This window comes from Stenotrophomonas sp. 05L413 (assembly GCF_056397945.1).
In genome coordinates, this window is sequence record NZ_JBFTOL010000003.1 from 438299 (window position 1) to 460826 (window position 22528).

Sequence of the window (22528 nt, forward strand, 5' to 3'; positions counted from 1 at the left end):
CCCGCCGCCGGCCCGGTCAGGGCCTCAGGCCATGACCTTGTAGCAGGGCTGGTACTCGCCCGAGATCTTCATGCGGCGCTGTTCGACGAAGGCGCGCAGCAGCTCATCCAGGGCCTGCATCATGTCCGCATCGCCATGGATCTCGAACGGACCGAACTGCTCGATGCGGCGCATGCCGTCTTCCTTCACGTTGCCGGCCACGATGCCGGAGAACGCGCGACGCAGGTCGGCCGCCAGGGCATGCGGCGGACGGCCGTGATGCAGGTCCAGCGCGGCCATCGCCTCGTGGGTCGGCACGAACGGCTGCTGGTATTCCCACGGAATCTCGATCGACCAGTTGAAGAAGAACGAGTCCTTCTGCGCCAGGCGGTGCTCGCGCACGCGCTTGATGCCCTGGGCCATCTTGCGGGCCACGTTGACCGGGTCGCCGATGATGATTTCGTAGCGGCTGGCAGCTTCCTCACCCAGGGTGAGGCGGATGAAGCGGTCGATCTGCTCGAAGTACGGCGCGGCGACGGTCGGGCCGGTCAGGATCAGCGGGAATGGCAGGTCCTTGTTCTCGTCGCGCAGCAGGATGCCCAGCAGATACAGGATCTCCTCCGCGGTGCCGACACCGCCGGCGAACACGATGATGCCGTGGCCGATACGCACGAACGCTTCGAGACGCTTCTCGATGTCCGGCATGATCACCAGGTGGTTCACGATCGGGTTCGGCGACTCGGCGGCGATGATGCCCGGCTCGGTCAGGCCGATGTAACGCGTGGTGGTCTTGCGCTGCTTGGCGTGGGCGATGGTGGCGCCCTTCATCGGGCCCTTCATCGCACCCGGGCCGCAGCCGGTGCAGATGTCCAGCCCGCGCAGGCCCAGCTCGTAGCCGACCTGTTTGGTGTACAGATACTCATCGCGGCCGATCGAATGGCCGCCCCAGCAGACCACCAGGTTCGGGTCGCCCGGGTTGAGGATGCGCGCGTTGCGCAGCAGCCCGAACACCGCGTTGGTGATGCCTTCCGAAGATTCCAGCTCCGCCGCGTACGCCGGGCCCATCTCGATGGCCATGTAGGCCAGATCGCGGACCACCGCGAACAGCAGCTCGGCCACGCCGCGGATGATCTCGCCATCCACGAAGGCCATCGCCGGCGCGTTGACCAGATCGATGCGCACGCCGCGGTCCTGCTGGGCCACCTGGATATCGAAATCGGGATACAGATCGCGCGCCGCGCGCGGATCGTCCGAAGCACTGCCGCTGGTCAGCACGGCCAGCGCGCAGCGGCGCAGCAGCTCGTGCATACCGCCACCGGAGGCATCGCGCAGGCGCGCCACTTCCGCGCGCGACAACACATCCAGCCCACCGCGCGGGTAGATCCGCGCGTCCTGCACCGGCAGCGTCCGCGCCGGCTTTTCGTTGATCGTCATGTCCATCTTTTTCGCTTTCCTCAAGGTTACCGACTGTACCGCTGCCCCCTTAAAAAGCAAAACGGCCGGGAAACCCGACCGTTGGATGTGTCCTGACCGCGACAGGGGCACTGGGCCGTCGCAATTGCGCTGATTTCCGCGCAACCCATTGAAGATACATCCACGGTGCCGTTCTGGCAAGGGCGCCGAGGCGACAGAACAACGGCAACGCCGGCCCCAAAAAGAAAGCGGCCGGGTTTCCCCGGCCGCTTCCATTTACTGCACCAGGTCCTGACGGATCAGAACTTGTACTTCAGGGTCAGCTGCATCGACCAGCGCGACACGCCGGTGTTGCCCTTGTCGTTGTTGTTTTCCTGGATCGTCGGGGTATCGGTGGAACCGGTGAAGTTGTAGATGTACTTGCCGGTGGCCGGATCGATACCTGCGTAGCTGGCTACGCGAGCGGTCGAGTTGAAGCCGTAGTCTTCGATGTGGCCCCACTTCTTGTTGATGAGGTTGCCGACGTTCATGATGTCCAGCGCCAGTTCACCCTTGTGCTCCTTCATGAAGCCCGGGAACTCCTGGGAGATGTGCACATCGAAGCTGTTGGTCCACTTGGTGCGGAAGGCGTTGGCCGGGGCGATCTGGCCCTGGTACTTCTCCAGCTGCGGGTTGGCCGCCAGCCAGTCGAAGAACTGCTTCTCCATCGCCGCGCCGCCGGTGAACTTGACGTCACCGTAGCCGTTGGGCACGTAGAACAGATCGTTGAAGTAGCCGGCACCGGTGGTGGCAGCGGCATCGCCGTTCATGTCGTTGTAGTAAATGTAGCTGAACGGACGACCCGAACGCCCTTCGTAGAACAGGCCCACCGAGGTGTTGTAGTCGCGGAAGAACGCCTTTTTCCAGTTGATCGAGCCGGTCACACGGTCCTTGATCGCGTAACGCGAATCATAGGCCACGTTTTCGTTGGCGGTCCCGATCAGGGTGCTGCCCCAGTTGGAGGTGTTCTGCGAGCTGGTCAGCGGGCTGACTTCCTTCGCGGCGGTGTAGGTATAGGCCAGCGACCAGCCCCAGTTCTCGGTCAGCGGCTTGTTCAGGCCCGCGGTGAACTGGCGGCTGCTGCCCTTGTCCGTGTTCTTCATGAGCAGCACGTCGCCCATGTCATCCGGACGATTCGCCTTGCCACCCGCTCCGGCGGCACCCTCTCGGACCGAGCAGTTGGTCGGCGAGGCGGCCAGACCAACGCACGGCACGTAGCCGGCGTCGTTCCAGTACAGCTCACGACCGTCCTGGCCAATGCGGGTTGCAGCAACGGGGCCATTCTTGCCACGCAGGTCCAGGCGCTCGAAGTAGATCGCGTTGTTGACCTTGGTGTACAGGAACTCGGCCGATGCCACGATGCCGTACCACGGCAGCTCGTGATCGAACGCGATGTTGGTCTTCCACACCGACGGCAGCTTCAGATCCGGTGCCGCGATATCCACGTTCTGACGCGCACCCGCGCCGGCAGCCGGGATGTACGGCGGATTGGTATCCGGCGTGAAGATCCCGTTCTGGTTGCGGACCGTGTACTCGGTGTAGTTCAGGCCGGTGTTCTGGTACGCACCTGCCAGCCAGACGTTCGGGGCGGCGCCGCCGAACAGGCCCACGCCACCGCGCATCTGGGTGGGGCGATCGGTATCGAAGGTGTAGTTGAAGCCGAAGCGCGGCTGCACCAGCTTGTCATCGGGGAGCTTGGTGTTGTCGTAGCCGTACAGCTCCATGATGCGCGGGTTGTACAGGCGCTGCGAGCTGAAGTCCGGCATATCAACACGGACGCCGGCCTGAACAGTCAGGTTGCTGTTGACCGCCCAGCTGTCCTGGACGAACACACCGGTGTTCTTCAGGGTGTACTTGGCCGGAATGTCGTCATAGCTGCCGCCGGCGCGCGGCGCGCGCACAACGTACTGGTTGACGCGGCCGGCAGCGAAATCAGCCAGGTTGGAGAACACGTACGCACCGTTGACGTTGCGGCCGTAGTAGTTCAGCAGGTCGTTGTCGGAGTAATCGAAGCCGAACTTGACGGTGTGGTCGCCCACGTACCAGGTGGCGGCACCGAAGGCGCTCAGTTCCTTGCTCTCGACCGCGTTGACGTGTGAATTCTGCTCGGTACCGAAGTAGAGAGAATCATTGCCACCGTTGCCAAAGCCACGGATCTGGATCTGCGGCAAGCTCGACGGCGTGGTGCGGACCGAGGTGTATTCCTTGTGCGAGAGCTTGAACTCGGTCGAGAAGTTCTCCGACCAGTCGCTGAACAGTTCACCCATCCAGGATTCATAGGTCTTCGGCTGCTGGTACCAGAAGCTGCTCAGCGACACGGCGCTGTTGCTGATCTGGGGGAAGCGGACCACATTCTGCTCGAGCTTGTTGTAACGCACGGCAGCACGGTGGTTATCGCTGATGTTCCAGTCAACCTTCAGTGCGTACTCTTCCACTTCGGTCTTGTTGGCCGGCGCGTTGAGCGAACCGGCATCAAAGCCGTAACCAGTGGCGATCTGCTGCGCACGGGTGATGTCGGCGTCGGTGATGGTGCCCTTGCCGTACGGCGAATCGGTCAGGCTGACGCCCGGGGCCGAACGCTCCATCTTTTCGTAGTTCGCGAAGAAGAAGACCTTGTCCTTGATGATCGGGCCACCCAGGGTCATGCCGTAGGTCTTTTCGTCATCGAAGCCGTTGAAGCGGACGCCTTCCAGATCCTTGCGGACCATGTCCTTGTCGCGGTACGCGTAGTACACGGTGCCGCCGAAGTTGTTGGTGCCCGACTTGGTCACCGCATTGATCACCGCACCGGTACCACCGGCGATGGTGGTGTCGTAGTTGGCGATGTCGATGTTGATTTCCTGGATCGCATCCATCGACACCGGCTGACGCTCGGTCGGCAGGTTGTTGGATTCCAGACCGAACGGATCACCGGCACCGATGCCGTCGATGCGGATCGCGTTGTAACGGGTGTTCTGGCCACCGACCGAGATCGCACCGTCGGCCTTGCTGACCTGCGAGATGCGCGGGTCGAGGCGGATGTAATCCTGGATGTTGCGGTTGACCGACGGCAGCGACTCGATCGTCTGGCGATCGACGTTGGTACCGGTGCCCATCTTGTAGGAACTGAAAACGTCCGAACCACCCGCCACAGCCACAACCTGCACGGCCTCGAGGTTGGTGGCACCGGCAGCGATATCGCCGGCCAGGTTGGCGTTGACGGTGTTTACCTGATTGAGGTTCAGGTAAACGCCTTCTTCAGTCTTCGTGCCTTCACCGGACTTGTTGATGGTGATGGTGTACGGACCACCCACGCGCAGGCCGCGCGCGTTGTAACGACCCGACGCATCGGTGGTCGCACGGCTGACCGTGCCCGACTCGGTGTGCGTGATGGTGACTTCGGCACCGACGACAGGCGCGCCTGCGGCCGACGTAACCTGACCGCCGACACCGGCAGAGGTGCTCTGGGCGAAGGCGGGAGCGGCGGCAAGTGCAGCCACGAGACCAAGCGTCAGCTTGGACATCCGGAGACAACGGGAGTGGGTCATTGGGGAGTAGCCTCGATGCGAGATTGGCGATGGCGGAGAAAAAAACGCGCCCAAGCAGCCTTGCTGGCGGCTGACTGGACTTTTATCTGGGTTCCCTAGCCGCGAGCTGGTTTCAGCCGCAACGGTTAACACTAGATTAACACGGTAACCCCGGATTGTGACGTTTTCGCTACAAAACACACGCCATCACAACGGGATCGTGACGCTATCTTCACATCTGATTGTGACCGGCTGAATGCGGGCCATTTGGCGCCGCCAGCGGTTTCGGGAGGGTCCTGCGGGGTTTTCAAGGTTCACTGGGGAGCCGGCCAGCGGCCGGCACTACCTGACAGCCGTGGGACGGCCCTGGGCACGGTCGCCCTGGGCACGGTCACCCGACGGTGACGCCCTTCCCGCCCTCAGGCCTCGAGAATCTGGCCGCGATGGGCAGCGCCGGCGGCGGACAGCAGCATGACCGCCGCGGCGGCGCACTCGGCCGGGTCACGGGCGGTGCGGTCTTCGTCCAGGGAGAAGGCACGGGCGCGCAGCGCCGTACGCATCGGGCCGGGCTGCAGGCCGCTGACCCGCACCGGGCTGCGGCCGAGTTCGTCATGCAGGGAGGCGATCAGGCCGCGCAGTCCGTGCTGGGCCGCGCCGTAGCCGCCCCAATACGCCTGCCCTACCCGCGCCGGGTCATCCACGGTGAATACCAGCGCGGCATCGTCACTCTGGCGCAGCAGCGGCAGGCAGGCCTGGGCCAGCCAGGCCGGCGCGGTCAGGTTCACATGCACGGCGCGGGCAAAGGCGGCCGGGTCGGCCAGCTCGAACGGGGTCAGCCCGGCGAAATCGGCCGCGCAGTAGAGCACCCCATCCAGATGACCGAGCTCGGAGTGCAGGCGCTCGGCCAGGGTGGCGTAATCGTCCGGGGTGGCGCCTTCCAGATCCAGCGGATACAGCAGCGGCTCGGGGCCGGCAGCCTCGACGGCGGCGTAGACCCGGTCCAGGCGGCGGGGTTTGCGCCCCAGCAGGACCACGGTTGCCCCGGCCTGCGCGCAGGCGACAGCGGCGGCGCTACCAAAGCCTCCCCCGGCCCCGGCGATAAGAATGACGCGATCGGCGAGCGATCCGGTCCCGACCACCACGGACGGGACCGCACTCACGGCTGGGAAGCCTCTTCGACGATGCGCTTGAGCTCGCCGGATTCGAACAGCTCCAGCACGATGTCGCAGCCGCCGATCAGCTCGCCGTGAATGAACAGCTGCGGGAAGGTCGGCAGGTTGGAGAAGCGCGGCAGGTTGGCGCGGATCTCGGGTTCTTCCAGGACGTTGACCGTGCGCAGCGCGATCGCGCCGGCGGCCATCAACGCCTGGATGGCACGGCTGGAAAAGCCGCACATGGGATATTGCGGCGTGCCCTTCATGAACAACACGAGGGGGTAACGTTCGACTTCGGACTGGATCTGCTGCATCACCGCCACAACGACTCTCCCTCCAATGGGACAACCCGGCCTCACCGGTCGGATAGACTTCCCTGGCCGCCATTGTATGCCCTACCTTCGGGTGGTGGGCACCCTGCCATCGGCCACACTGATGACGATCCGCCATGGATCGGCGCTCTCCCTTCCCAATCTGTCGTGCCCATGCCCCTCGAATTGCCCCGCCTTCCCTACGACCGCGCCGCCCTTCAGCCTCACCTGTCGGCGGAGACACTGGACCTGCACCACGGGCGCCACTTCCGTGGCTACCTGGATACGGTGAACGCACGTATTGAAGGCACGGAGCTGGCCGAGCTGCCGCTGGAGGAGATCGTCCGCCAGAGCCAGGGCAGCCTGTTCGATGCCGCGGCACAGGCCTGGAACCACCAGTTCTATTTCCAGTGCCTGCACCCGCGCGCCGGTGGCGATCCGCAGGGCCGGCTGGGTGAACTGGTGACCCGTCATTTCGGGGATGCCAAGCGCCTGCGCGAGGCCTTCGACCGCGCCGCACTGCGCCTGTTCGGCTCGGGCTGGGTGTGGCTGGTGCAGCACCCCAATGGCGCACTGGCGATCCAGGCCACGCGCAATGCGGGCACGCCGCTGACGGGCGAAAGCACTCCGCTGCTGGCCTGCGATGTGTGGGAACACGCGTATTACACCGACTACCAGAATGAGCGCTCACGCTATCTGGAGGCGTTCTGGAAACTGGTGAACTGGGACTTCGTCACCGCGCAATTGCGCGATTGAGGCGGTGCCGGCCAACGGCCGGCACTACCCGATGCTCAACCGCGCAGGATCTCGATCACCGGCGCGACCTGCTCACCGCGATCGAGCTGCGCACCGACGCTTTCCAATGCACCGGCCAGCGCCGCCGCATCATCATCGCGCAGCGTGGCATGGCCGACCTTGCGGCCGTCCCGCGCCTGCTTACCGTAATCGTGCCAATGGCCGCTGGCCTGGCCGAGCACGGCCGCGGCACCGGGCATCTGGCCGATCCAGTTGAGCATGCAGGCATGGCCCAGCATGCGCGTGTCGCCCAGCGGGAGGCCAAGCACGGCACGCAGATGGTTCTCGAACTGCGAAGTCTCGCTGCCTTCGATGGTCCAGTGGCCGGAGTTGTGCACGCGCGGCGCCATCTCGTTGGCCAGCAGTTCATCGCCGCGGCAGAACAGTTCGAGCGCGAACACGCCAACATAGTCCAGGCGCTCGGCCAGCGTACGTGCGTAGCCGATGGCCGCCTCGTACTGGGCCGCCGGCAGCTGCGCCGGGGCCAGACTGGCCGAGAGCACGCCATTGACGTGCCAGTTGCCGGTGATCGGCCAGGCGCGGAACTCGCCATCCTGCCCGCGGACCGCCACCACGCTGACCTCGCGATCAAAGGCGACGAAGCCTTCCAGAATCAGGCCGGTCTTTTCGACGTAGCTGCCGAGGGTTTCCCATGCCGCGTCGATGTCGGCCGCGCTGCGAATCCGGAACTGGCCCTTGCCGTCATAGCCCAGCCGGCGGGTCTTGACGATGCAGGGCATGCCGAACTCGGCGACCTTGGCCGCCAGTTCATCGCGGCTGCGGATATCGGCGAAGGCCGGCAGCGGGATGCCCAGCGACTGGAACAGGGTCTTCTCGCTGAGCCGATCCTGGGCCACGGCCAGCGCATCCGGATTGGGATACACCGGCACGCGCTCGGCCAGGAACGTGGCGCTGCGCGCCGGCACGTTCTCGAAATCGAAGGTCACCACGTCCACGCGGGCGGCGAACGCAGCCAGGGCCGCCTCATCCTCGAACGCGGCCACCTGCAGCGGGGCCACCTGGGCACCACAGGCATCGGCGGCCGGGTCGAACAGCTCGAAGCGCAGCCCCATCGGCGCACCAGCCAGCACCATCATGCGGGCGAGCTGACCGCCGCCCAGAATGCCAACGGTCCTGGACGTCATTGACGCGGATCGTCGTGGGCCATGACATCTTCGGTCTGGCGGGCGCGGAAGGCCTCGAGCGCTTCACCGATCGCCGGCTGGTCCGAGGCCAGCATGGCGGCTGCGAACAACGCCGCGTTGGAGGCGCCGGCGTTGCCGATGGCGAAGGTGGCGACCGGGATACCGGCCGGCATCTGCACGATCGAGAGCAGCGAATCCATGCCGTTCAGCGCCTTGGACTGCACCGGCACGCCCAGCACCGGCACGGCGGTCTTGGCGGCGATCATGCCCGGCAGGTGCGCGGCCCCGCCGGCACCGGCGATGATCGCGCGCAGGCCACGCTGGCCCGCCTGCTCGGCGTAGGTGAACAGCACGTCCGGCGTGCGGTGCGCCGAAACCACTTTCACTTCATAGGGAACGCCCAGCGAATCCAGCTTCTGGGCGGCGTGCTGCATGGTTTCCCAATCCGAGCGGGATCCCATGACGATGCCGACGAGCGGCGCGGTTTGGTTGAGGGTCATTGGCCGTCACCTGCCTTAAAGACGTATTCTAGCCGTCTTCCACGCAAGACGAAGAATCCATGGATCGCAAGCTGCTCGACCTCCTGTGCTCGCCCGATACGCGCCAGCCCCTGTCCCTGCTCGACGCCACCGGTCTGGACGCGCTCAACCGCGCGATCGGCAGCGGTGCCGTGCTCAAGGCCGATGGCAGCCCGCAGGCGCAGACGCTGCGCGAGGCCCTGCTGACCCGTGACCGCAAGCAGGTGTTCCGCGTGGACGACGGCATCCCGGTGCTGCTGGCCGAAGAGGCCATCGCCACCGCCCAGATCGCCGATTTCCCGGAAAAATGAGCCAGCTCCCCGTGCCGGCCCCCGAGGCCGCCCTGGTGGCCGCCGATGTGGCCCGTGCACTGGCCGAGGACATCGGCAGCGGTGATGTCACCGCCGCCCTGCTCCCCGACCGCCCCGACAGCGCCTACCTGCTGTGCAAGCAGGACGCGGTGATCGCCGGCCGCCCGTGGTTCGATGCGACCCACCGGGCGCTCGATCCAGAGGTCCGGATCGAGTGGCGCGTGGCCGAGGGCGACCGCGTCGCCGCCGGCACCGTACTGGCCCTGCTGCAGGGTCGCAACCGCAGCCTGGTGAGTGCCGAGCGGACCTCGTTGAACTTCCTGCAGACGCTGTCCGGCACGGCGACCACCACCGCGCACTACGTCGCGGCCGTGGCCGGTACCGGCGCGCGGATCCTGGACACCCGCAAGACCCTGCCCGGGCTGCGCGTCGCGCAGAAATACGCGGTCCGCTGCGGTGGCGGCGACAACCATCGCCTGGGCCTGTTCGACACGGTGATGCTCAAGGAAAACCACATCCGTGCGGCCGGCTCACTGACCGCAGCGGTGCTGGCGGCGCGTGCGCAATGGCCGGCGTTGCCGCTGGTAGTCGAGGTCGAAGACCTGGACCAGCTGCGCGAGGCGCTGGCGGTGGGCTGCACCCGCATCCTCATCGACGATTTCGACGCCGCCACGCGGCGCGAGGCCGTGCGCATCGCGGCCGGGCGGATTCCGCTGGAGGTGTCCGGCAGTGTCGGCCTGGACGGCCTGCGCGCGATCGCCGAGGACGGCGTGGACTGCATCTCCATCGGCGGGCTGACCAAGCATGTGCAGGCAATCGACCTGTCATTGAAACTGGGCCCGCCCCCACAGGGCTGATGCCGCTTTCACGGTATGGGCAGATGCGGTCTGCGAGGCTGCGTCTGCCCCCACCTGGAATGCACGCATGCGCTGCCTGCCGCTTCTCGCCTGCCTGTCTCCCCTGTTCGCGCTGCTGCCGCCGCAGGCGTCCGCCGCCGAGGTCTGCGATGTACCCCCGCGGTTCGGGCTGAGCCCGCTGGCCGTGGCCATCGTGCAGACCGCGTGCAATGAGCACCGCCTCTGGTACCGGCCCTTCATCGATCGCGATGGCCGCGCGGCCAGTCTCAGCGTGACCGAAGCCGAGGACGTCCACCTGGCCGACAACGGCCTTGTCGCGTGGCAGCGGGTGGTCGGCTACTGGCGGCAGAGCGGCACCTTGTCGCCGATGGGCAGCCAGCCCGGCGCATCGAGCTGCATGGCCCCACCGGGCACGCGCTACACCGATAGCGACTGCCGTGCGTTCCTGGTGGACAACCCGTGGTCGGCCGCCTTCATTTCCTGGGTGATGACCCGCGCCTCGGTGCCCGGCTTCACCCGCTCGCCCCGCCACATCGACTACATCCGCGCGGCCTACCAGAACAGCGGGCCGTACCGGCTGACCGACCCGGCGCAGGAGAAACCCGCGCCCGGCGACCTGCTGTGCTACCTGCGCGACCGCCGCGAGACCCTGAGCTACACCGGGCTGGTGCAGTCGCTGGGCAGCGGCGCGGTGACGCACTGGAAATCGCACTGTGAAGTGGTGATCGCGGCCAACATGGGCGGCGACCGCACGCTGTATCTGATTGGTGGCAATGTCATGAACACCGTGGCGTTGCGCAAACTGTCGCTGGACCGCAGCGGCCGGATCGAACTGCCGCCGGCGAAGGCCAATGCAGGCGATGGCGTGGATCTGGGCTGCACGCCGGGCCGCGAAGAGGAATGCAGCTTCAATCGCCAGGACTGGGCCGCACTGCTGAAACTGGTGGCCACCGCGCCGGCGGCGGTGCCGATGGGAGCTCCGGACCCGGCGACCCTGCCCGCTCCCGGTGCGACGGCACCGCCGATGGCCGCCCCGGCTTCCCAGGCACCGATGCGCGCGCCCACCGTGGTGCCGCCCCGTCCGCCGGTCCCGAGCGCGAACCCGGTTCCGGCCCCGCCGGCGAGCCCGACTCGGACGCCGACACCCACACCGACACCGATACCCGTCCCGCCACCGCCACCGCCACCGCGCACGCCCTGATCGCGATCGCGCGGATGGCTTGATCCGCGCCGCATTCGTCGCCATCTTGGAGGGACCGACCTCCCTGACCGCGCCGAGTCACCGATGCCCAGTTTGATCCTGTTGATGATTGCCGGCGCGTTTGCCTACGCCTTCTGGAATTCTTCGCGTGCCGCCGCCGAACGTGCTGGCGTGCTTGGGCGCAATGCCTGCCGCGCTGCCGATGTGCAGTGGCTGGACCAGAGCGTGCACGCCACCGGCCTGCGCGTATGCCGAAAGGACAACGGCTGGCTGGGCTGGGAGCGCACCTTCAAGTTCGAGTACTCGCACGATGGCGTGGACCGCCACAGCGGGCGCATGGTGCTGCGCGGTGATCAGCTGATCACGTTCGTGGGGCCATCGGCGGCACGGATCAGCGAGATCCGGCGCGATATCGATACGCGCGATGCCGAGGACGTCTGATGAAATGGCCGCCTTGCGGCGGCCATGGTGGATCTTATTTGACCACCCGCAGATGCGGGCGACCGCTGGGCTTGGGCGGTGCGTCGTCCGGCGGGGTCGGTGAATCGTCCGGCGGCAGCTCATCGTCCGGACCCGGCTCATGGCCCGGGATGTCATCCGGCAGCGCCATGCCCTGCCCCGTCTCGCGGGCATACACGGCCAGCACGGCCGAGATCGGCACCTGCACCGGGTAGCTGGTGCCGGAGAAGCGGGCCGAGAAGCTGACGCTGTCATTGTCGATATGCAGGCGCACCACGGCGCGCTCGGCGATGTTCAGCACGACGCGGCCATCCTTGACCGCGCTCTGCGGCACCTGCACGCCAGGCAGGCCGGCGTCGACCAGGATATGCGGCGTCAGGTCGTTGTCATTGATCCATTCCACCAAGGCCCGCAACAGGTACGGGCGGTGGCTGGTCATGCGAAAAGTGTCTTCAGTCATGTGGTAGAGCCGAGCCGTGCTCGGCTGCTCTTGATCCGGATTGCCTGATGCAAGTGTACGCGCCCGCCTACCCGCAGGTCAGCCATGGCGCGTACCGGCACCGCGATTTCGTTCAGTACACGGGTGTGCCGCATGCGGCACACGTACCCCGATCAGACCGGCAGATCGCGCAGTTTCTTTTCCTGGTCGGTCAGGCTGCGGATGAAGCCGGGGTGCCGGAAAATGCGGTTGCCATAGTCTTCGATCGACTTGCCATCCTTCGGCAGCGGCACGTCCAGTGCCTGCAGCCGCCAGATGATCGGTGCCATCGCGCAGTCGGCCAGGCTCATTTCCGGGTTGAGGAAGAACTTGCTGGCCTTGAACAACGGCACCGCGCTGGTCAGCAGTTCCTTCAAGCGTTTGCGCCCGGCCTCGGCCTGGGTCTTGTTGCCCAGCTGGATGGCCTGCACCTGTGGCACCCAGTCGTGTTCGATGCGCAACATCGCCAGGCGGATGCGGGCCCGCGAGAGCGGATCGACCGGCATCAGCGGCGGGTGCGGATAGCGCTCGTCCAGGTATTCGCTGACCACCGACGCCGCGTACAGCACCAGCTCGCGTTCCACCAGGGTGGGCACGGAGTGGTACGGATTGAGATCGATGAGATCTTCGGGCGGGTTCTGCGGGTCGACCGGCACGGAGTCATAAGTGACGCCCTTGGCCGCCAGTACCAGCCGCACGCGATGGCACAGCACATCGTCGTTCGAGGAAAACAGCGTCAGGGTATTCCGCATGCGTACGCTCGCCGCCATCAAAGGCTCTCCAACGTCCGGTAACCGCCGGTCGTATCGGCGCCGCCAGCCCATTGCCAACGGTCGTCACAGTACCCGAGTGTGCAACCGCACATCACAAAAGCCAATAGGTCGATCGTCCCACGGCAGGAACGATCGACACGGGAAGGCGCCCGGCCGCTCAGTGGACGTCCTTCCAGTATTCCTTCTTGAGCAGATAGGCCAGGAAGGTCAGCAGCGCCAGGAACAGGATCACCCACACGCCCAGCTTCTGGCGTTTGAGGGCCGCCGGCTCGCCGGCATACTCCAGGAAGTTGGTGATATCGCGCACCACCTGATCGTACTGCCCGGCATCGATGTTGCCCGGCTGTTCGATCTTCAGCCCAACCACCGGTGCATCCAGCCCGGGGCCTTCGGCCTTGCCGTGCACCGCATGCTGCAACCCCTGCATTTCCCACAGGGGGTTGGGCATGGAGGCGTTGGGGAACACGGTGTTGTTCCAGCCCAGCGGCCGCGTGGGATCCAGGTAGAACGATTTGAGGTAGGTGTAGACCCAGTCGCTGCCCCGCACGCGCGAGATCAGGCTCAGATCCGGCGGCATCTTGCCGAACCACTTCTCGGCCTGCGCCTTGGGCATCGTCACCGGAATCGGCTCACCCACCGGGGTGCCGGTGAAGTTGAGGTTGTTCATGACCTCTTCTTCGCTCAGCCCGAGATCGGCGGCCATGCGCGAGTAGCGCAGGTATTTCAGCGCGTGGCAGCCGGAGCAGTAGTTCATGTAAAGCTGTGCGCCGCGTTGCAGCGAGGCACGATCGCTCAGGTCATTGCCTGCCTGCAGGGTCTTGGCGCCCTCGGCGGCATCGGCCACCGCGACACCGAACATCAGCGCCGCCGCGCAGGCCAGCCGGACAATCCAGTGGTCAGTCATGCGTGGTCACCCGGTCCGGTACCGGCTTGGTCCTGTCCAGCTTGGTCCATAGCGGCATGGTGATGAAGAAGGCGAAATACAGGAAGGTCAGCACGCGCCCGATGTAGGTCTCGTGCGCATCCGTACCCGGGCCGGAGCCGATCACGCCCAGCCACACGAAGCACACCGCGAACATGCCCAGCAGGCCGCGCGAGAGCAGGCCGCGGTAGCGGTAGGACTTCACCCGCGCGCGGTCCAGCCACGGCACCAGGAACAGGATGGCGATCGCCGAGAACATCACGATCACACCACCGAGCTTGTTGGGCACCACGCGCAACATCGCGTAATACGGGGTGTAGTACCAGACCGGCTTGATGTGCTCGGGCGTCACCAGGCGGTTGGCCTCGGTGAAGTTGTCGTGCTCCAGGAACAACCCGCCGAAGGCCGGGGCGAAGAAGATGATGAAGGCGGCGATGATCAGCAGGAAGCCGGCGCCGACCGCATCCTTGAGCGTGTAGTAAGGATGGAAGGGAATGCCATCGGTAGGCGCGATGGCCGACCAGCGGTTGCCCTTCGGGCCCTTCTTGATCTCCACGCCGTCCGGGTTGTTGGAGCCCACTTCATGCAGCGCGCCCAGATGCAGCACCACCAGCAGCAACAGCACCAGCGGCAGTGCGATCACGTGCAGGGCGAAGAAGCGGTTGAGGGTGGCGTCGCTGGGCAGGTAGTCGCCCATGATCCATTCGGTCAGGCCGGTGCCGATCACCGGGATCGCGCCGAACAGCGAGATGATCACCTTCGCGCCCCAGAACGACATCTGGCCCCACGGCAGCACGTAGCCCATGAAGGCCTCGGCCATCAGCACCAGGTAGATCAGCATGCCGAGGATCCAGACCAGTTCGCGCGGCTTCTGGTAACTGCCATAGAGCAGGCCGCGGAACATGTGCAGGTAGACCACGATGAAGAACAGCGAGGCACCGGTGGAGTGCATGTAGCGGATCAGCCAGCCCCACTCCACGTCCCGCATGATGTATTCGATGGAAGCGAACGCTTCGGCCGCGTTCGTCTTGTAGTGCATCGTCAGGAAGATGCCGGTGACGATCTGGTTGACCAGGATCAGCAGCGCCAGCGAACCGAAGTAGTACCAGATGTTGAAGTTCTTCGGCGCGTAATACTCGCTGACATGCTTGCGGTAGACCGGCATCAGGCCCGGCGCGCGGGCGTTGACCCAGTCGGCCAGTCCGGTGGCGGTGCGGGAAAGGATATTGGCCATGATCAAGCCGCCCCCTGCGGATCAACGCCGATGATGATGGTGTTGTCGTCCTGGTAATGGTGCGGCGGCACCAGCAGGTTGATCGGTGCCGGAACATCCTTGAACACGCGACCGGACATATCGAAACGCGACTTGTGGCAGGGGCAGAAGTAGCCGCCCTTCCACTGCGGGTCGTAGGGCTCGGGGCGGATCTCGGCGACCATTTCCGGCGAACAGCCCAGATGGGTGCACAGCCCGACCAGCACCGAGACCTCGGCCTTGATCGAACGGAATTCGGGATTCTGCTTGAGCACGTACTCGGGCTGCTGTTCCTTCTCGCCCGACTCGGGATCCTTCAGGCGGCCGTCCAGCCCGTGCAGCGCATCGAGGATGGCCTTGGAGCGCTTGACGATCCAGATCGGCTGCCCACGCCACTCCATGACCAGACGCTGGCCTTCCTGGAGCGCACTGATGTCGGCAATCACCGGGGCACCGGCCAGTTTGGCGCGGGCGCTGGGATTCCAGGACTTGATGAACGGTACCGCTGCAAATCCGACGCCGACCGCTCCGACCACCGCAGTGGTTGCTGAGAGAAACCGCCGACGTCCAGTGTTGACTGGATCGTTTACCCCATCGTTGGCCATCCGGCACTCCGATATTGATTTAGGTAGCTTGAGGCTGCCAGCAGACCGGTGGGGGCCAGTCCACATTGAATCAGCCGCGAGTGTAGCTGAACCGAAGTCGGCCACACAACGCGGTACTACGGAACGACATTACCCCGACAGTACGGCATCAGGTACCACCGGCGCCATGGGTTATTGCTGGGTGGCGACCGCACTTCGATAGCGGTCGGCCAATACGGCCACCCGCTTCACGTAATACTGGGTCTCGCTGTAAGGGGGCACGCCGCCATGACGGGCTACCGCGCCCTCGCCCGCGTTGTAGCCCGCGGCGGCGAGGGTCAGGTCGCCATTGAAGCGTTTGAGCAGCCACGACAGGTACTGCACGCCGCCGCGGATGTTCTGCGAAGCATCATAGGAATCACTGACTCCGAAGCGACGCGCGGTGGGCGGCATCAGCTGCATCAGGCCCTGCGCGCCGGCCCGGCTCAGCGCCAGTGGGTTGTAGGCGGACTCGGCATGGATGATCGCGCGCACGATCGCTTCTTCCACCCCGAACTCCCGGGCGGCCGCGGCGATCTCGCTCTGATAGGCCGTGGTGTTGAGGCGGACCGAGCCGAAGTTGACCGAGGGGTTCGCGCCACAGGCATAGCAGCGTTCGATGAAGGTGTAATGGATGGTGCGGACCTGCCCGAGGCTGGCCATCTGGGCCGGACGTGCGCTGGTGTAATGGCGCACGCCGTCCTTCATATACGAATAGAGCTGACCGCTGCGGACCTGCCCAGCCTTGCCGGCTGCGGGGGCCCGGGTGGGCGGCGCGGTCAGCACGGCGGCCGGAGCCGGAGCCGGAACCGGGGCGGGCGTGATCGCGGTGGCGACCGTGGCGGTATCGGCCCGGACCGGCGCGGCGGTGCCCCCCGCTGCAGGTGTGGCGCTGGCGATCTGGGCGACCGGGGTCGGCACGGGCGGCGCGGGCGGCGCAGTCGGGGCCCGGCGGGGCGCGCTGCGGTCGGGCCGGTAGCTGCTGATCACGCTGCAGCTGGCCCCGCCCACGCGCTTGCTCACATAGCTGGGAATGCCGTCGGCACCAACACACTTGTACAGGGTGCCCGCACTGGCCGGCATAGCGGTCAGCGCAGCCAAGGCCAGCGCAGCGATCCCCAACATCCCCTTCATGAGCGGGAGTGTCCCCAATTCGCCGGGGATTGCCAAGGGGGGCGCCCGACCCGGCTACAATGGCCTGCTCACCGCAGCCATCCGGCTGCCTGCCCGCCCACCCGACTGGAATAAGCGCCATGACCGGGACGCCAGCTTCGACCGCGCCGACTTCGGCCGGTTCTGCCTTGCCTGCCTCTGCTCCGCCCAGCTCCGCCCCCCGCCCCGATCTGCTCCCCCTGCCCGGCGCCACGCCGCAGGTGACCGGTCCGGTGCGCGGCAAGCTGTACATCAAGACCCACGGTTGCCAGATGAACGAGTACGACTCGACCAAGATGGCCGCCGTGCTCGCCGCCTCGGAAGGGCTGGAACTCACCGACGACCCGGCCGAGGCCGACGTGTTGTTGATGAACACCTGCTCGATCCGCGAGAAGGCCCAGGAGAAGGTGTTCAGCCAGCTGGGTTACTGGAAGGCACTGAAGAACAACGGCCGTGGCGTGATCATCGGGGTCGGCGGCTGCGTGGCTTCGCAGGAAGGCGAGGCGATCATCAAGCGCGCGCCACACGTGGACCTGGTGTTCGGCCCGCAGACCCTGCACCGCCTGCCGGAGCTGATCCGCCAGCGCCGTGAATCGGGCAAATCGCAGGTGGACATCAGCTTCCCGGAGATCGAGAAGTTCGATGCCCTGCCCGAGCCGCGTGCCGAGGGTGCCTCCGCGTTCGTCTCGATCATGGAAGGCTGCTCGAAGTACTGCTCGTTCTGCGTGGTGCCCTATACCCGCGGCACCGAGGTCAGCCGCCCGTTCGAGGACGTGGTGGTGGAAGTGGCGCAGCTGGCCGCGCAGGGTGTGCTGGAGATCAACCTGCTCGGCCAGAACGTCAACGCCTACCGCGGCCCGTATGGCGACGGCGAGTTCGCCGACCTGGGCCTGCTGATCCGCACCATCGCCGAGATCGACGGCGTCGGCCGGATCCGCTTCACCACCTCGCACCCGCTGGAGTTCAGCGATTCGCTGATCGATGCCTACCGTGATGTGCCGCAGCTGGCCAACTTCCTGCACCTGCCCGTGCAGGCCGGCAGCGACCGCGTGCTCTCGGCGATGAAGCGTGGCTACACCGCGCTGGAGTTCAAGTCCAAAATCCGCAAGCTGCGCGCGGTGCGTCCGGACATCTCGATCAGCTCGGATTTCATCGTCGGTTTCCCCGGCGAGACCGATGCTGAGTTCGAAAAGACCATGAAGCTGATCGAGGACGTGGGTTTCGACCAGAGCTTCTCCTTCATCTACTCGCGCCGCCCGGGCACGCCCGCCGCCGATCTGGAAGACACCACCCCCGATGCGGAAAAGCACGCGCGCCTGTCGCGCCTGCAGGCCCGGATCAACGAGCAGGCTGCAGCCATCTCGGAAAAGATGGTCGGCACCGTGCAGACCGTGCTGGTGGAGGGTCCGTCCAAGCGCAACCCGAACGAGTTGACCGGCAAGAGCGAGAACATGCGCTCGGTGAATTTCCCGGGGCACCCACGCCTGATTGGCCAGTTCGTGGATGTGGTGATCACCGAGGCGTACAGCAACTCGCTGCGCGCGCGGATGGTGACGGCAGACTGAGCTCAATGGCCGGACCGCGGTCCGGCCATCGTTGACGCTTTTTTGACCACGCAATCGAACCCGTTGCCGCAGTAGGGCTGGCGCCACCTATCCACAGGTTGCTGCACCGGCATTGCACAGCCCCTGTGGAAAACCACTTTCCGCCGGTGCTGTAGCGGCAGCCCCACACCCGCGCTACCCTGTTCTCCCTTTCCCTGCTTGCGGCCCGGTCGGCTGGACCGGCGGCCGCCGGACGCAATGACCGCACTCGCACAACGCGACTTCACCCTCACCCCGGAAGACAACGAGCGCCTGGCCAACATGGCCGGTCCGTTCGATGAACATCTCCGCCAGGTGGAACTCAAACTCGGCGTGGAAATCGCCAACCGTGGCCACGTGTTCCGCGTGACCGGCCCCAAGGCCGTGGTGGCCGATGCGCAGGCCCTGATCGAAGCGCTGTACGCCGAAGCCGGCGACGTGGTGTTCGACAGCCATGCCATCCACCTGCGGCTGAACCAGGCCAACGTGGAGCATGTGGTCGAGCGCGCCTACGAGGCCCAGGACGTGGCGATCAAGGTCAAGCGCGGCACCGTGCGCGGCCGCGGCGCCAACCAGGCCCGCTACCTGCACCAGATCACCACGCATGACATCAACTTCGGCATCGGCCCGGCCGGCACCGGCAAGACCTTCCTGGCCGTGGCCAGCGCGGTGGAAGCGCTCAATGAAGCGCGCGTGCAGCGCCTGATCCTGGTCCGCCCGGCGGTGGAAGCCGGCGAGAAGCTGGGCTTCCTGCCCGGCGACCTGAGCCAGAAAGTGGACCCGTATCTGCGGCCGCTCTACGACGCGCTGTACGAAATGCTCGGCGTGGAGAAAGTGCTCAAGCTGCTGGAGAAGAACGTCATCGAGATCGCGCCGCTGGCCTACATGCGCGGCCGCACGCTCAACGATGCGTACGTGATCCTGGACGAAGCGCAGAACACCACGGTCGAGCAGATGAAGATGTTCCTGACCCGCCTGGGCTTCGGCTCCACGGCCGTGGTGACCGGCGACCTCACCCAGACCGATCTGCCCAAGCACGTGAAGTCCGGCCTGCGCGATGCGATCGATGTGCTGCGTGATGTCGAGGGCGTGAGCTTCACCTTTTTCGAAGCGCGCGACGTGGTCCGTCACCCGCTGGTGGCCCGCATCGTCAGCGCCTACGACCGCCGCGATCTGCAGCAGGTCCAACCCGGAGCGACCCCATGACCCGTGGTCCCGTGCGACTGGACGTCGCCATCAGCTACGCCCTGCCCCGGGCTGGCCTGCCCTCGGCGGTGAGCTTCCGCAAGTGGGTGGCCGCCGCACTGAAGGGCCGCATCCGCGAGGCCGACCTGGCGATCCGTCTGGTCGATGCCAAGGAAGGGCAGTCCTTGAACCGGCACTACCGCGGCAAGGATTACGCGACCAACGTGCTCAGCTTCCCGGCCGAACTGCCGGAGGGTCTGCCCAAGGGCGTGAAGTTCCCACTGCTCGGCGATCTTGTGATCTGCGCCCCGGTGGTCGCCCGCGAGGCCGACGAGCAGGGCAAGGCGCTCAACGCCCACTACGCGCACCTGACCGTGCACGGCGTGCTGCATCTGCTCGGCTGGGACCATGAGGACGAGAAAGAAGCCGACGCCATGGAACAACTCGAGCGGGACATCCTGGCCGAGCTGGGCATTGCCGATCCGTATGCCGGCGAACGCTGAGCGTCCCCTGCGTTGCGTGCACTGATTGCTCAACCATACAAGGATGTATGCCGCCATGCTGGTTCCTGATCGTCGCTCTGTACTGGGCCCCGTGCTGCTCGCACTGTCGTGGGTGGGATTGCTGTACGCCGCGATCGGTGCCCCCGGGCTCGCCGCGCTGACGCCGGCCGGCCGTGACCCGGGCGCGCTGCAGCTGGGCATGCTTGCGCTGTCGGCGGTGATCGCCGTGCTGTCGTTGGCGCCCGCGCGAAGCTGGTGGGCGGCGCGGCAGCGACGCGCCCCCTTGTCCGCCGCATGGGCCGGACGTCTGGCCGGCCTGGCTGCCGGCGTGTTCGTGCTGGGCACGCTGACCTGCGTGGTGGCGGGCCTGATCCTGCCGCATCTGCTGGCCGGTGCTGACGAAGCGACCCTCAGCGCCGCCGGCCTGAGCGTGGTGATCTGGTCGGGGCTGGCGGCCGCGCTGGTGGCGCCGCTGGGCTGGCGCACGCTGTATCGCTGGTCACGTCGCGACGGCGCCTCCCCGGCGCAGTCATCGACCTTCCACGCGCGGCCGGTGCAGGTCGCGCTCCTGTTCGTCCTTGCCGCTGCATTCGCCCTGGTGTTCGGGCGCGCGCTACTGTCGGCCACCGCCGACGGGCCGGGCGCGCTGCATCTGGCTGCCGCGGCCCTGGTGCTGTGGGCGGCGGGAATCGCGGTGGTCACCTTCTCCGCCACCCTGCGCTGGCTGTTCCGCCGTCGTTGACGCCTGCCACCGCCGGCCGGTGCCGGCTATGATCGTCGCCGCGTCCGTGCGCTGCACGCCTTAGTTGATGGACCTGTTCCGATGATCCCGTTCCGATGTGCCTGCCTGGGCCTGCTCGCCCTGCTGCCCACCCCGGCCTTCGCCGAGGCGGCGCCGCTGGACCTGCCCTCCTTGATTGAATGCCGCAAGAGCGTGAGCGATTACGATGCCGTCGCCCCGGTCGTGGCCGACCCGCTCAAGGCGGTCGCCAACGGCCTGCAGCCGCTGCCGCAGACCAACCAGTTCATGACCGAATTCCGCCTGGCCGCCCCGATCACGGTGTTCGGCGAGCGTGCCGAGTACATCACGGTGGCCGGCGCCAGCATCATGGCGATCCTGGACCTGGCCGACCCACGCCCGCTGGCCAAGCGCCTGGCCCTGGAAGACGGCGTGGATACCCCGGCGAAGTTCATGGCCGGGCGCGAGCTGGTCAGCCGCGACGTCACCGACCCGCGTACCGGCGAGGCCCTGATCGAATCGGTGATCCTGAGCCTGTCCACGGTCAAATCCCACCCCGGCAAGACCTTGGCCGGCTGTACCTACAGCCTGGACCTGCCACCGGAGGAAGACACCCCACCGGCGGGCGCCGCCCCGGCCCCCTTGCCGGGCGTGAATCCGCCCTCGGCCGGGCGCTGACAGGCGCCCGCATCCTGATAGACTAAATCCAACGCCCGGCACGCCGGGTGCCTTTTTTTCCAGAGATGTCTGAAGACGACAGTAGTAGCTCCACCCAGGAGCACAATGAAAAGAAGCGCAGCTGGCTCGAACGCCTGACCGCTGCCTTCTCCGGCGAACCCCACACCCGCGACGAACTGGTGGCGGTACTGCACACCGCGCACGAAGACGGCCTGATCGCCGCCGACACGCTGCGGATGATGGAAGGCGCCATTTCGGTGGCCGAGCTCACCGTCGGCGACGTGATGATCTCGCGCTCGCAGATGGTCTCCCTGCCGGTCGAAGCCCCCTTCCTTGACCTGATGAAGCAGGTGGTCGAATCCGGCCATTCGCGCTTCCCGGTGCACGGCGACAACAAGGACGACATCCTCGGCATCCTGCTGGCCAAGGACCTGCTGCGCGGCGTGGTGGCCGACAACGGGCCGGCCAACATCCGTGAGCTGCTGCGCCCGGCGGTGCTGATCCCCGAGGCCAAGAAGCTCAACGTGCTGCTCAAGGAGTTCCGGCTCTCGCGCAACCACATGGCCATCGTGGTCGATGAGTACGGCGGTGTCGCCGGGCTGGTTACCATCGAGGACGTGCTGGAACAGATCGTCGGCGAGATCGACGATGAGCACGACGAGGCAGAGGACCACACCTCGCAGATCGCGATCCAGGCCGACGGCCAGTACGTGGTCGATGCATTGACCGCGATCGAGGATTTCAACGAGCGCTTCGGTGCCACGTTCCCCGACGATGATTACGACACCATCGGTGGCCTGGTCACCGAGGCGATCGGGCACCTGCCTGAAACCGGCGACGAGCTCACCCTGGACCGCTTCGTGTTCCGGGTGGCGCGTGCCGATGCCCGACGCGTGCAGGCGTTCCATGTGACCGTGCTGCCGCCCGACACCCACAACGAGGATTGACCCAC

General features: G+C 66.2%; 23 protein-coding genes. 11 read left to right on the forward strand and 12 right to left on the reverse strand.

The window, feature by feature from the left end:
* Positions 1-24: 24 nt before the first annotated feature.
* From ppnN to grxD, 4 genes are all read right to left on the reverse strand, one after another.
* Entirely contained in the window at positions 25-1413 is a 1389-nt protein-coding gene (gene ppnN / locus AC1DIQ_RS08905; protein ID WP_121042205.1) for a nucleotide 5'-monophosphate nucleosidase PpnN, read from the reverse strand.
* Positions 1414-1691: 278 nt separating this feature from the next.
* The gene (locus AC1DIQ_RS08910; protein WP_282264226.1) at positions 1692-4958 is read right to left on the reverse strand and encodes a TonB-dependent receptor; all 3267 of its coding nucleotides are present in this window, start codon (positions 4956-4958) and stop codon (positions 1692-1694) included.
* 398 nt (positions 4959-5356) lie between these two features.
* A complete protein-coding gene (locus tag AC1DIQ_RS08915) occupies positions 5357-6097 on the reverse strand; it encodes an SDR family NAD(P)-dependent oxidoreductase (protein ID WP_152151460.1) in 741 nt (246 codons plus the stop codon).
* Positions 6094-6414 carry a Grx4 family monothiol glutaredoxin gene (gene grxD, locus AC1DIQ_RS08920; protein ID WP_019186185.1) on the reverse strand — a complete coding sequence of 107 codons (321 nt, stop codon included), beginning with the start codon at positions 6412-6414 and terminating at the stop codon, positions 6094-6096. Before grxD ends, AC1DIQ_RS08915 begins: the two co-directional genes overlap by 4 nt.
* A gap of 162 nt (positions 6415-6576) precedes the next feature.
* On the opposite strand from grxD, the gene AC1DIQ_RS08925 reads away from it, so the two are divergent.
* A complete protein-coding gene (locus AC1DIQ_RS08925) occupies positions 6577-7158 on the forward strand; it encodes a superoxide dismutase (RefSeq protein ID WP_478049878.1) in 582 nt (193 codons plus the stop codon).
* A gap of 35 nt (positions 7159-7193) precedes the next feature.
* On the opposite strand, the gene AC1DIQ_RS08930 is transcribed toward AC1DIQ_RS08925, so the two are convergent.
* Both AC1DIQ_RS08930 and purE read right to left on the reverse strand, forming a co-directional pair.
* A complete protein-coding gene (locus AC1DIQ_RS08930) occupies positions 7194-8342 on the reverse strand; it encodes a 5-(carboxyamino)imidazole ribonucleotide synthase (RefSeq protein ID WP_478049879.1) in 1149 nt (382 codons plus the stop codon).
* Positions 8339-8842 carry a 5-(carboxyamino)imidazole ribonucleotide mutase gene (purE, locus tag AC1DIQ_RS08935; protein ID WP_019186188.1) on the reverse strand — a complete coding sequence of 168 codons (504 nt, stop codon included), beginning with the start codon at positions 8840-8842 and terminating at the stop codon, positions 8339-8341. The genes AC1DIQ_RS08930 and purE overlap by 4 nt, the downstream gene beginning before the upstream one ends.
* 59 nt (positions 8843-8901) lie before the next feature.
* On the opposite strand from purE, the gene AC1DIQ_RS08940 reads away from it, so the two are divergent.
* The 4 genes from AC1DIQ_RS08940 to AC1DIQ_RS08955 all read left to right on the forward strand — a co-directional run bounded on the left by AC1DIQ_RS08940 (position 8902) and on the right by AC1DIQ_RS08955 (position 11670).
* The gene (locus tag AC1DIQ_RS08940; protein WP_019186189.1) at positions 8902-9171 is read left to right on the forward strand and encodes a Trm112 family protein; all 270 of its coding nucleotides are present in this window, start codon (positions 8902-8904) and stop codon (positions 9169-9171) included.
* A complete protein-coding gene (gene nadC / locus AC1DIQ_RS08945) occupies positions 9168-10028 on the forward strand; it encodes a carboxylating nicotinate-nucleotide diphosphorylase (RefSeq protein ID WP_478049880.1) in 861 nt (286 codons plus the stop codon). The genes AC1DIQ_RS08940 and nadC overlap by 4 nt, the downstream gene beginning before the upstream one ends.
* 67 nt (positions 10029-10095) lie before the next feature.
* Positions 10096-11229, forward strand: a complete 1134-nt coding sequence (locus AC1DIQ_RS08950) for a DUF2272 domain-containing protein (RefSeq protein ID WP_478049881.1) — start codon at positions 10096-10098, stop codon at positions 11227-11229.
* Positions 11230-11313: 84 nt separating this feature from the next.
* Positions 11314-11670, forward strand: a complete 357-nt coding sequence (locus AC1DIQ_RS08955) for a DUF3301 domain-containing protein (protein WP_019186192.1) — start codon at positions 11314-11316, stop codon at positions 11668-11670.
* Between the two features lie 34 nt (positions 11671-11704).
* On the opposite strand, the gene AC1DIQ_RS08960 is transcribed toward AC1DIQ_RS08955, so the two are convergent.
* From AC1DIQ_RS08960 to AC1DIQ_RS08985, 6 genes are all read right to left on the reverse strand, one after another.
* Positions 11705-12148: a ClpXP protease specificity-enhancing factor gene (locus tag AC1DIQ_RS08960; protein WP_121041657.1), complete on the reverse strand. Its 444-nt coding sequence runs from the start codon at positions 12146-12148 to the stop codon at positions 11705-11707.
* Positions 12149-12300: 152 nt separating this feature from the next.
* A complete protein-coding gene (locus AC1DIQ_RS08965; protein ID WP_019186262.1) occupies positions 12301-12936 on the reverse strand; it encodes a glutathione S-transferase N-terminal domain-containing protein in 636 nt (211 codons plus the stop codon).
* A 160-nt stretch (positions 12937-13096) separates the two neighbouring features.
* Positions 13097-13798: a cytochrome c1 gene (locus AC1DIQ_RS08970; RefSeq protein WP_478049910.1), complete on the reverse strand. Its 702-nt coding sequence runs from the start codon at positions 13796-13798 to the stop codon at positions 13097-13099.
* 37 nt (positions 13799-13835) lie between these two features.
* Positions 13836-15095 (reverse strand): cytochrome b, encoded by a 1260-nt coding sequence (locus tag AC1DIQ_RS08975; RefSeq protein ID WP_121041653.1) that lies wholly within the window; start codon positions 15093-15095, stop codon positions 13836-13838.
* A 2-nt stretch (positions 15096-15097) separates the two neighbouring features.
* Entirely contained in the window at positions 15098-15718 is a 621-nt protein-coding gene (gene petA / locus AC1DIQ_RS08980; RefSeq protein ID WP_019186259.1) for a ubiquinol-cytochrome c reductase iron-sulfur subunit, read from the reverse strand.
* Between the two features lie 171 nt (positions 15719-15889).
* Complete coding sequence (locus AC1DIQ_RS08985; protein WP_478049882.1) at positions 15890-16870, reverse strand: lytic transglycosylase domain-containing protein; 981 nt, start codon at positions 16868-16870, stop codon at positions 15890-15892.
* A 119-nt stretch (positions 16871-16989) separates the two neighbouring features.
* Here AC1DIQ_RS08985 and miaB point away from each other — a divergent pair, with 119 nt between their 5' ends.
* The 6 genes from miaB (at position 16990) to AC1DIQ_RS09015 (ending at position 22523) form a co-directional block, all read left to right on the forward strand.
* Positions 16990-18453: a tRNA (N6-isopentenyl adenosine(37)-C2)-methylthiotransferase MiaB gene (gene miaB / locus AC1DIQ_RS08990; protein WP_282263519.1), complete on the forward strand. Its 1464-nt coding sequence runs from the start codon at positions 16990-16992 to the stop codon at positions 18451-18453.
* A gap of 237 nt (positions 18454-18690) precedes the next feature.
* Positions 18691-19677, forward strand: a complete 987-nt coding sequence (locus tag AC1DIQ_RS08995; protein WP_176989570.1) for a PhoH family protein — start codon at positions 18691-18693, stop codon at positions 19675-19677.
* Complete coding sequence (gene ybeY / locus AC1DIQ_RS09000; RefSeq protein ID WP_121041647.1) at positions 19674-20159, forward strand: rRNA maturation RNase YbeY; 486 nt, start codon at positions 19674-19676, stop codon at positions 20157-20159. The genes AC1DIQ_RS08995 and ybeY overlap by 4 nt, the downstream gene beginning before the upstream one ends.
* A gap of 55 nt (positions 20160-20214) precedes the next feature.
* Entirely contained in the window at positions 20215-20901 is a 687-nt protein-coding gene (locus AC1DIQ_RS09005) for a hypothetical protein (RefSeq protein ID WP_147433897.1), read from the forward strand.
* An 81-nt stretch (positions 20902-20982) separates the two neighbouring features.
* A complete protein-coding gene (locus AC1DIQ_RS09010; protein WP_478049883.1) occupies positions 20983-21576 on the forward strand; it encodes a hypothetical protein in 594 nt (197 codons plus the stop codon).
* 65 nt (positions 21577-21641) lie between these two features.
* Positions 21642-22523 (forward strand): HlyC/CorC family transporter, encoded by an 882-nt coding sequence (locus tag AC1DIQ_RS09015; protein WP_121041641.1) that lies wholly within the window; start codon positions 21642-21644, stop codon positions 22521-22523.
* The last annotated feature ends 5 nt before the right edge of the window (positions 22524-22528 follow it).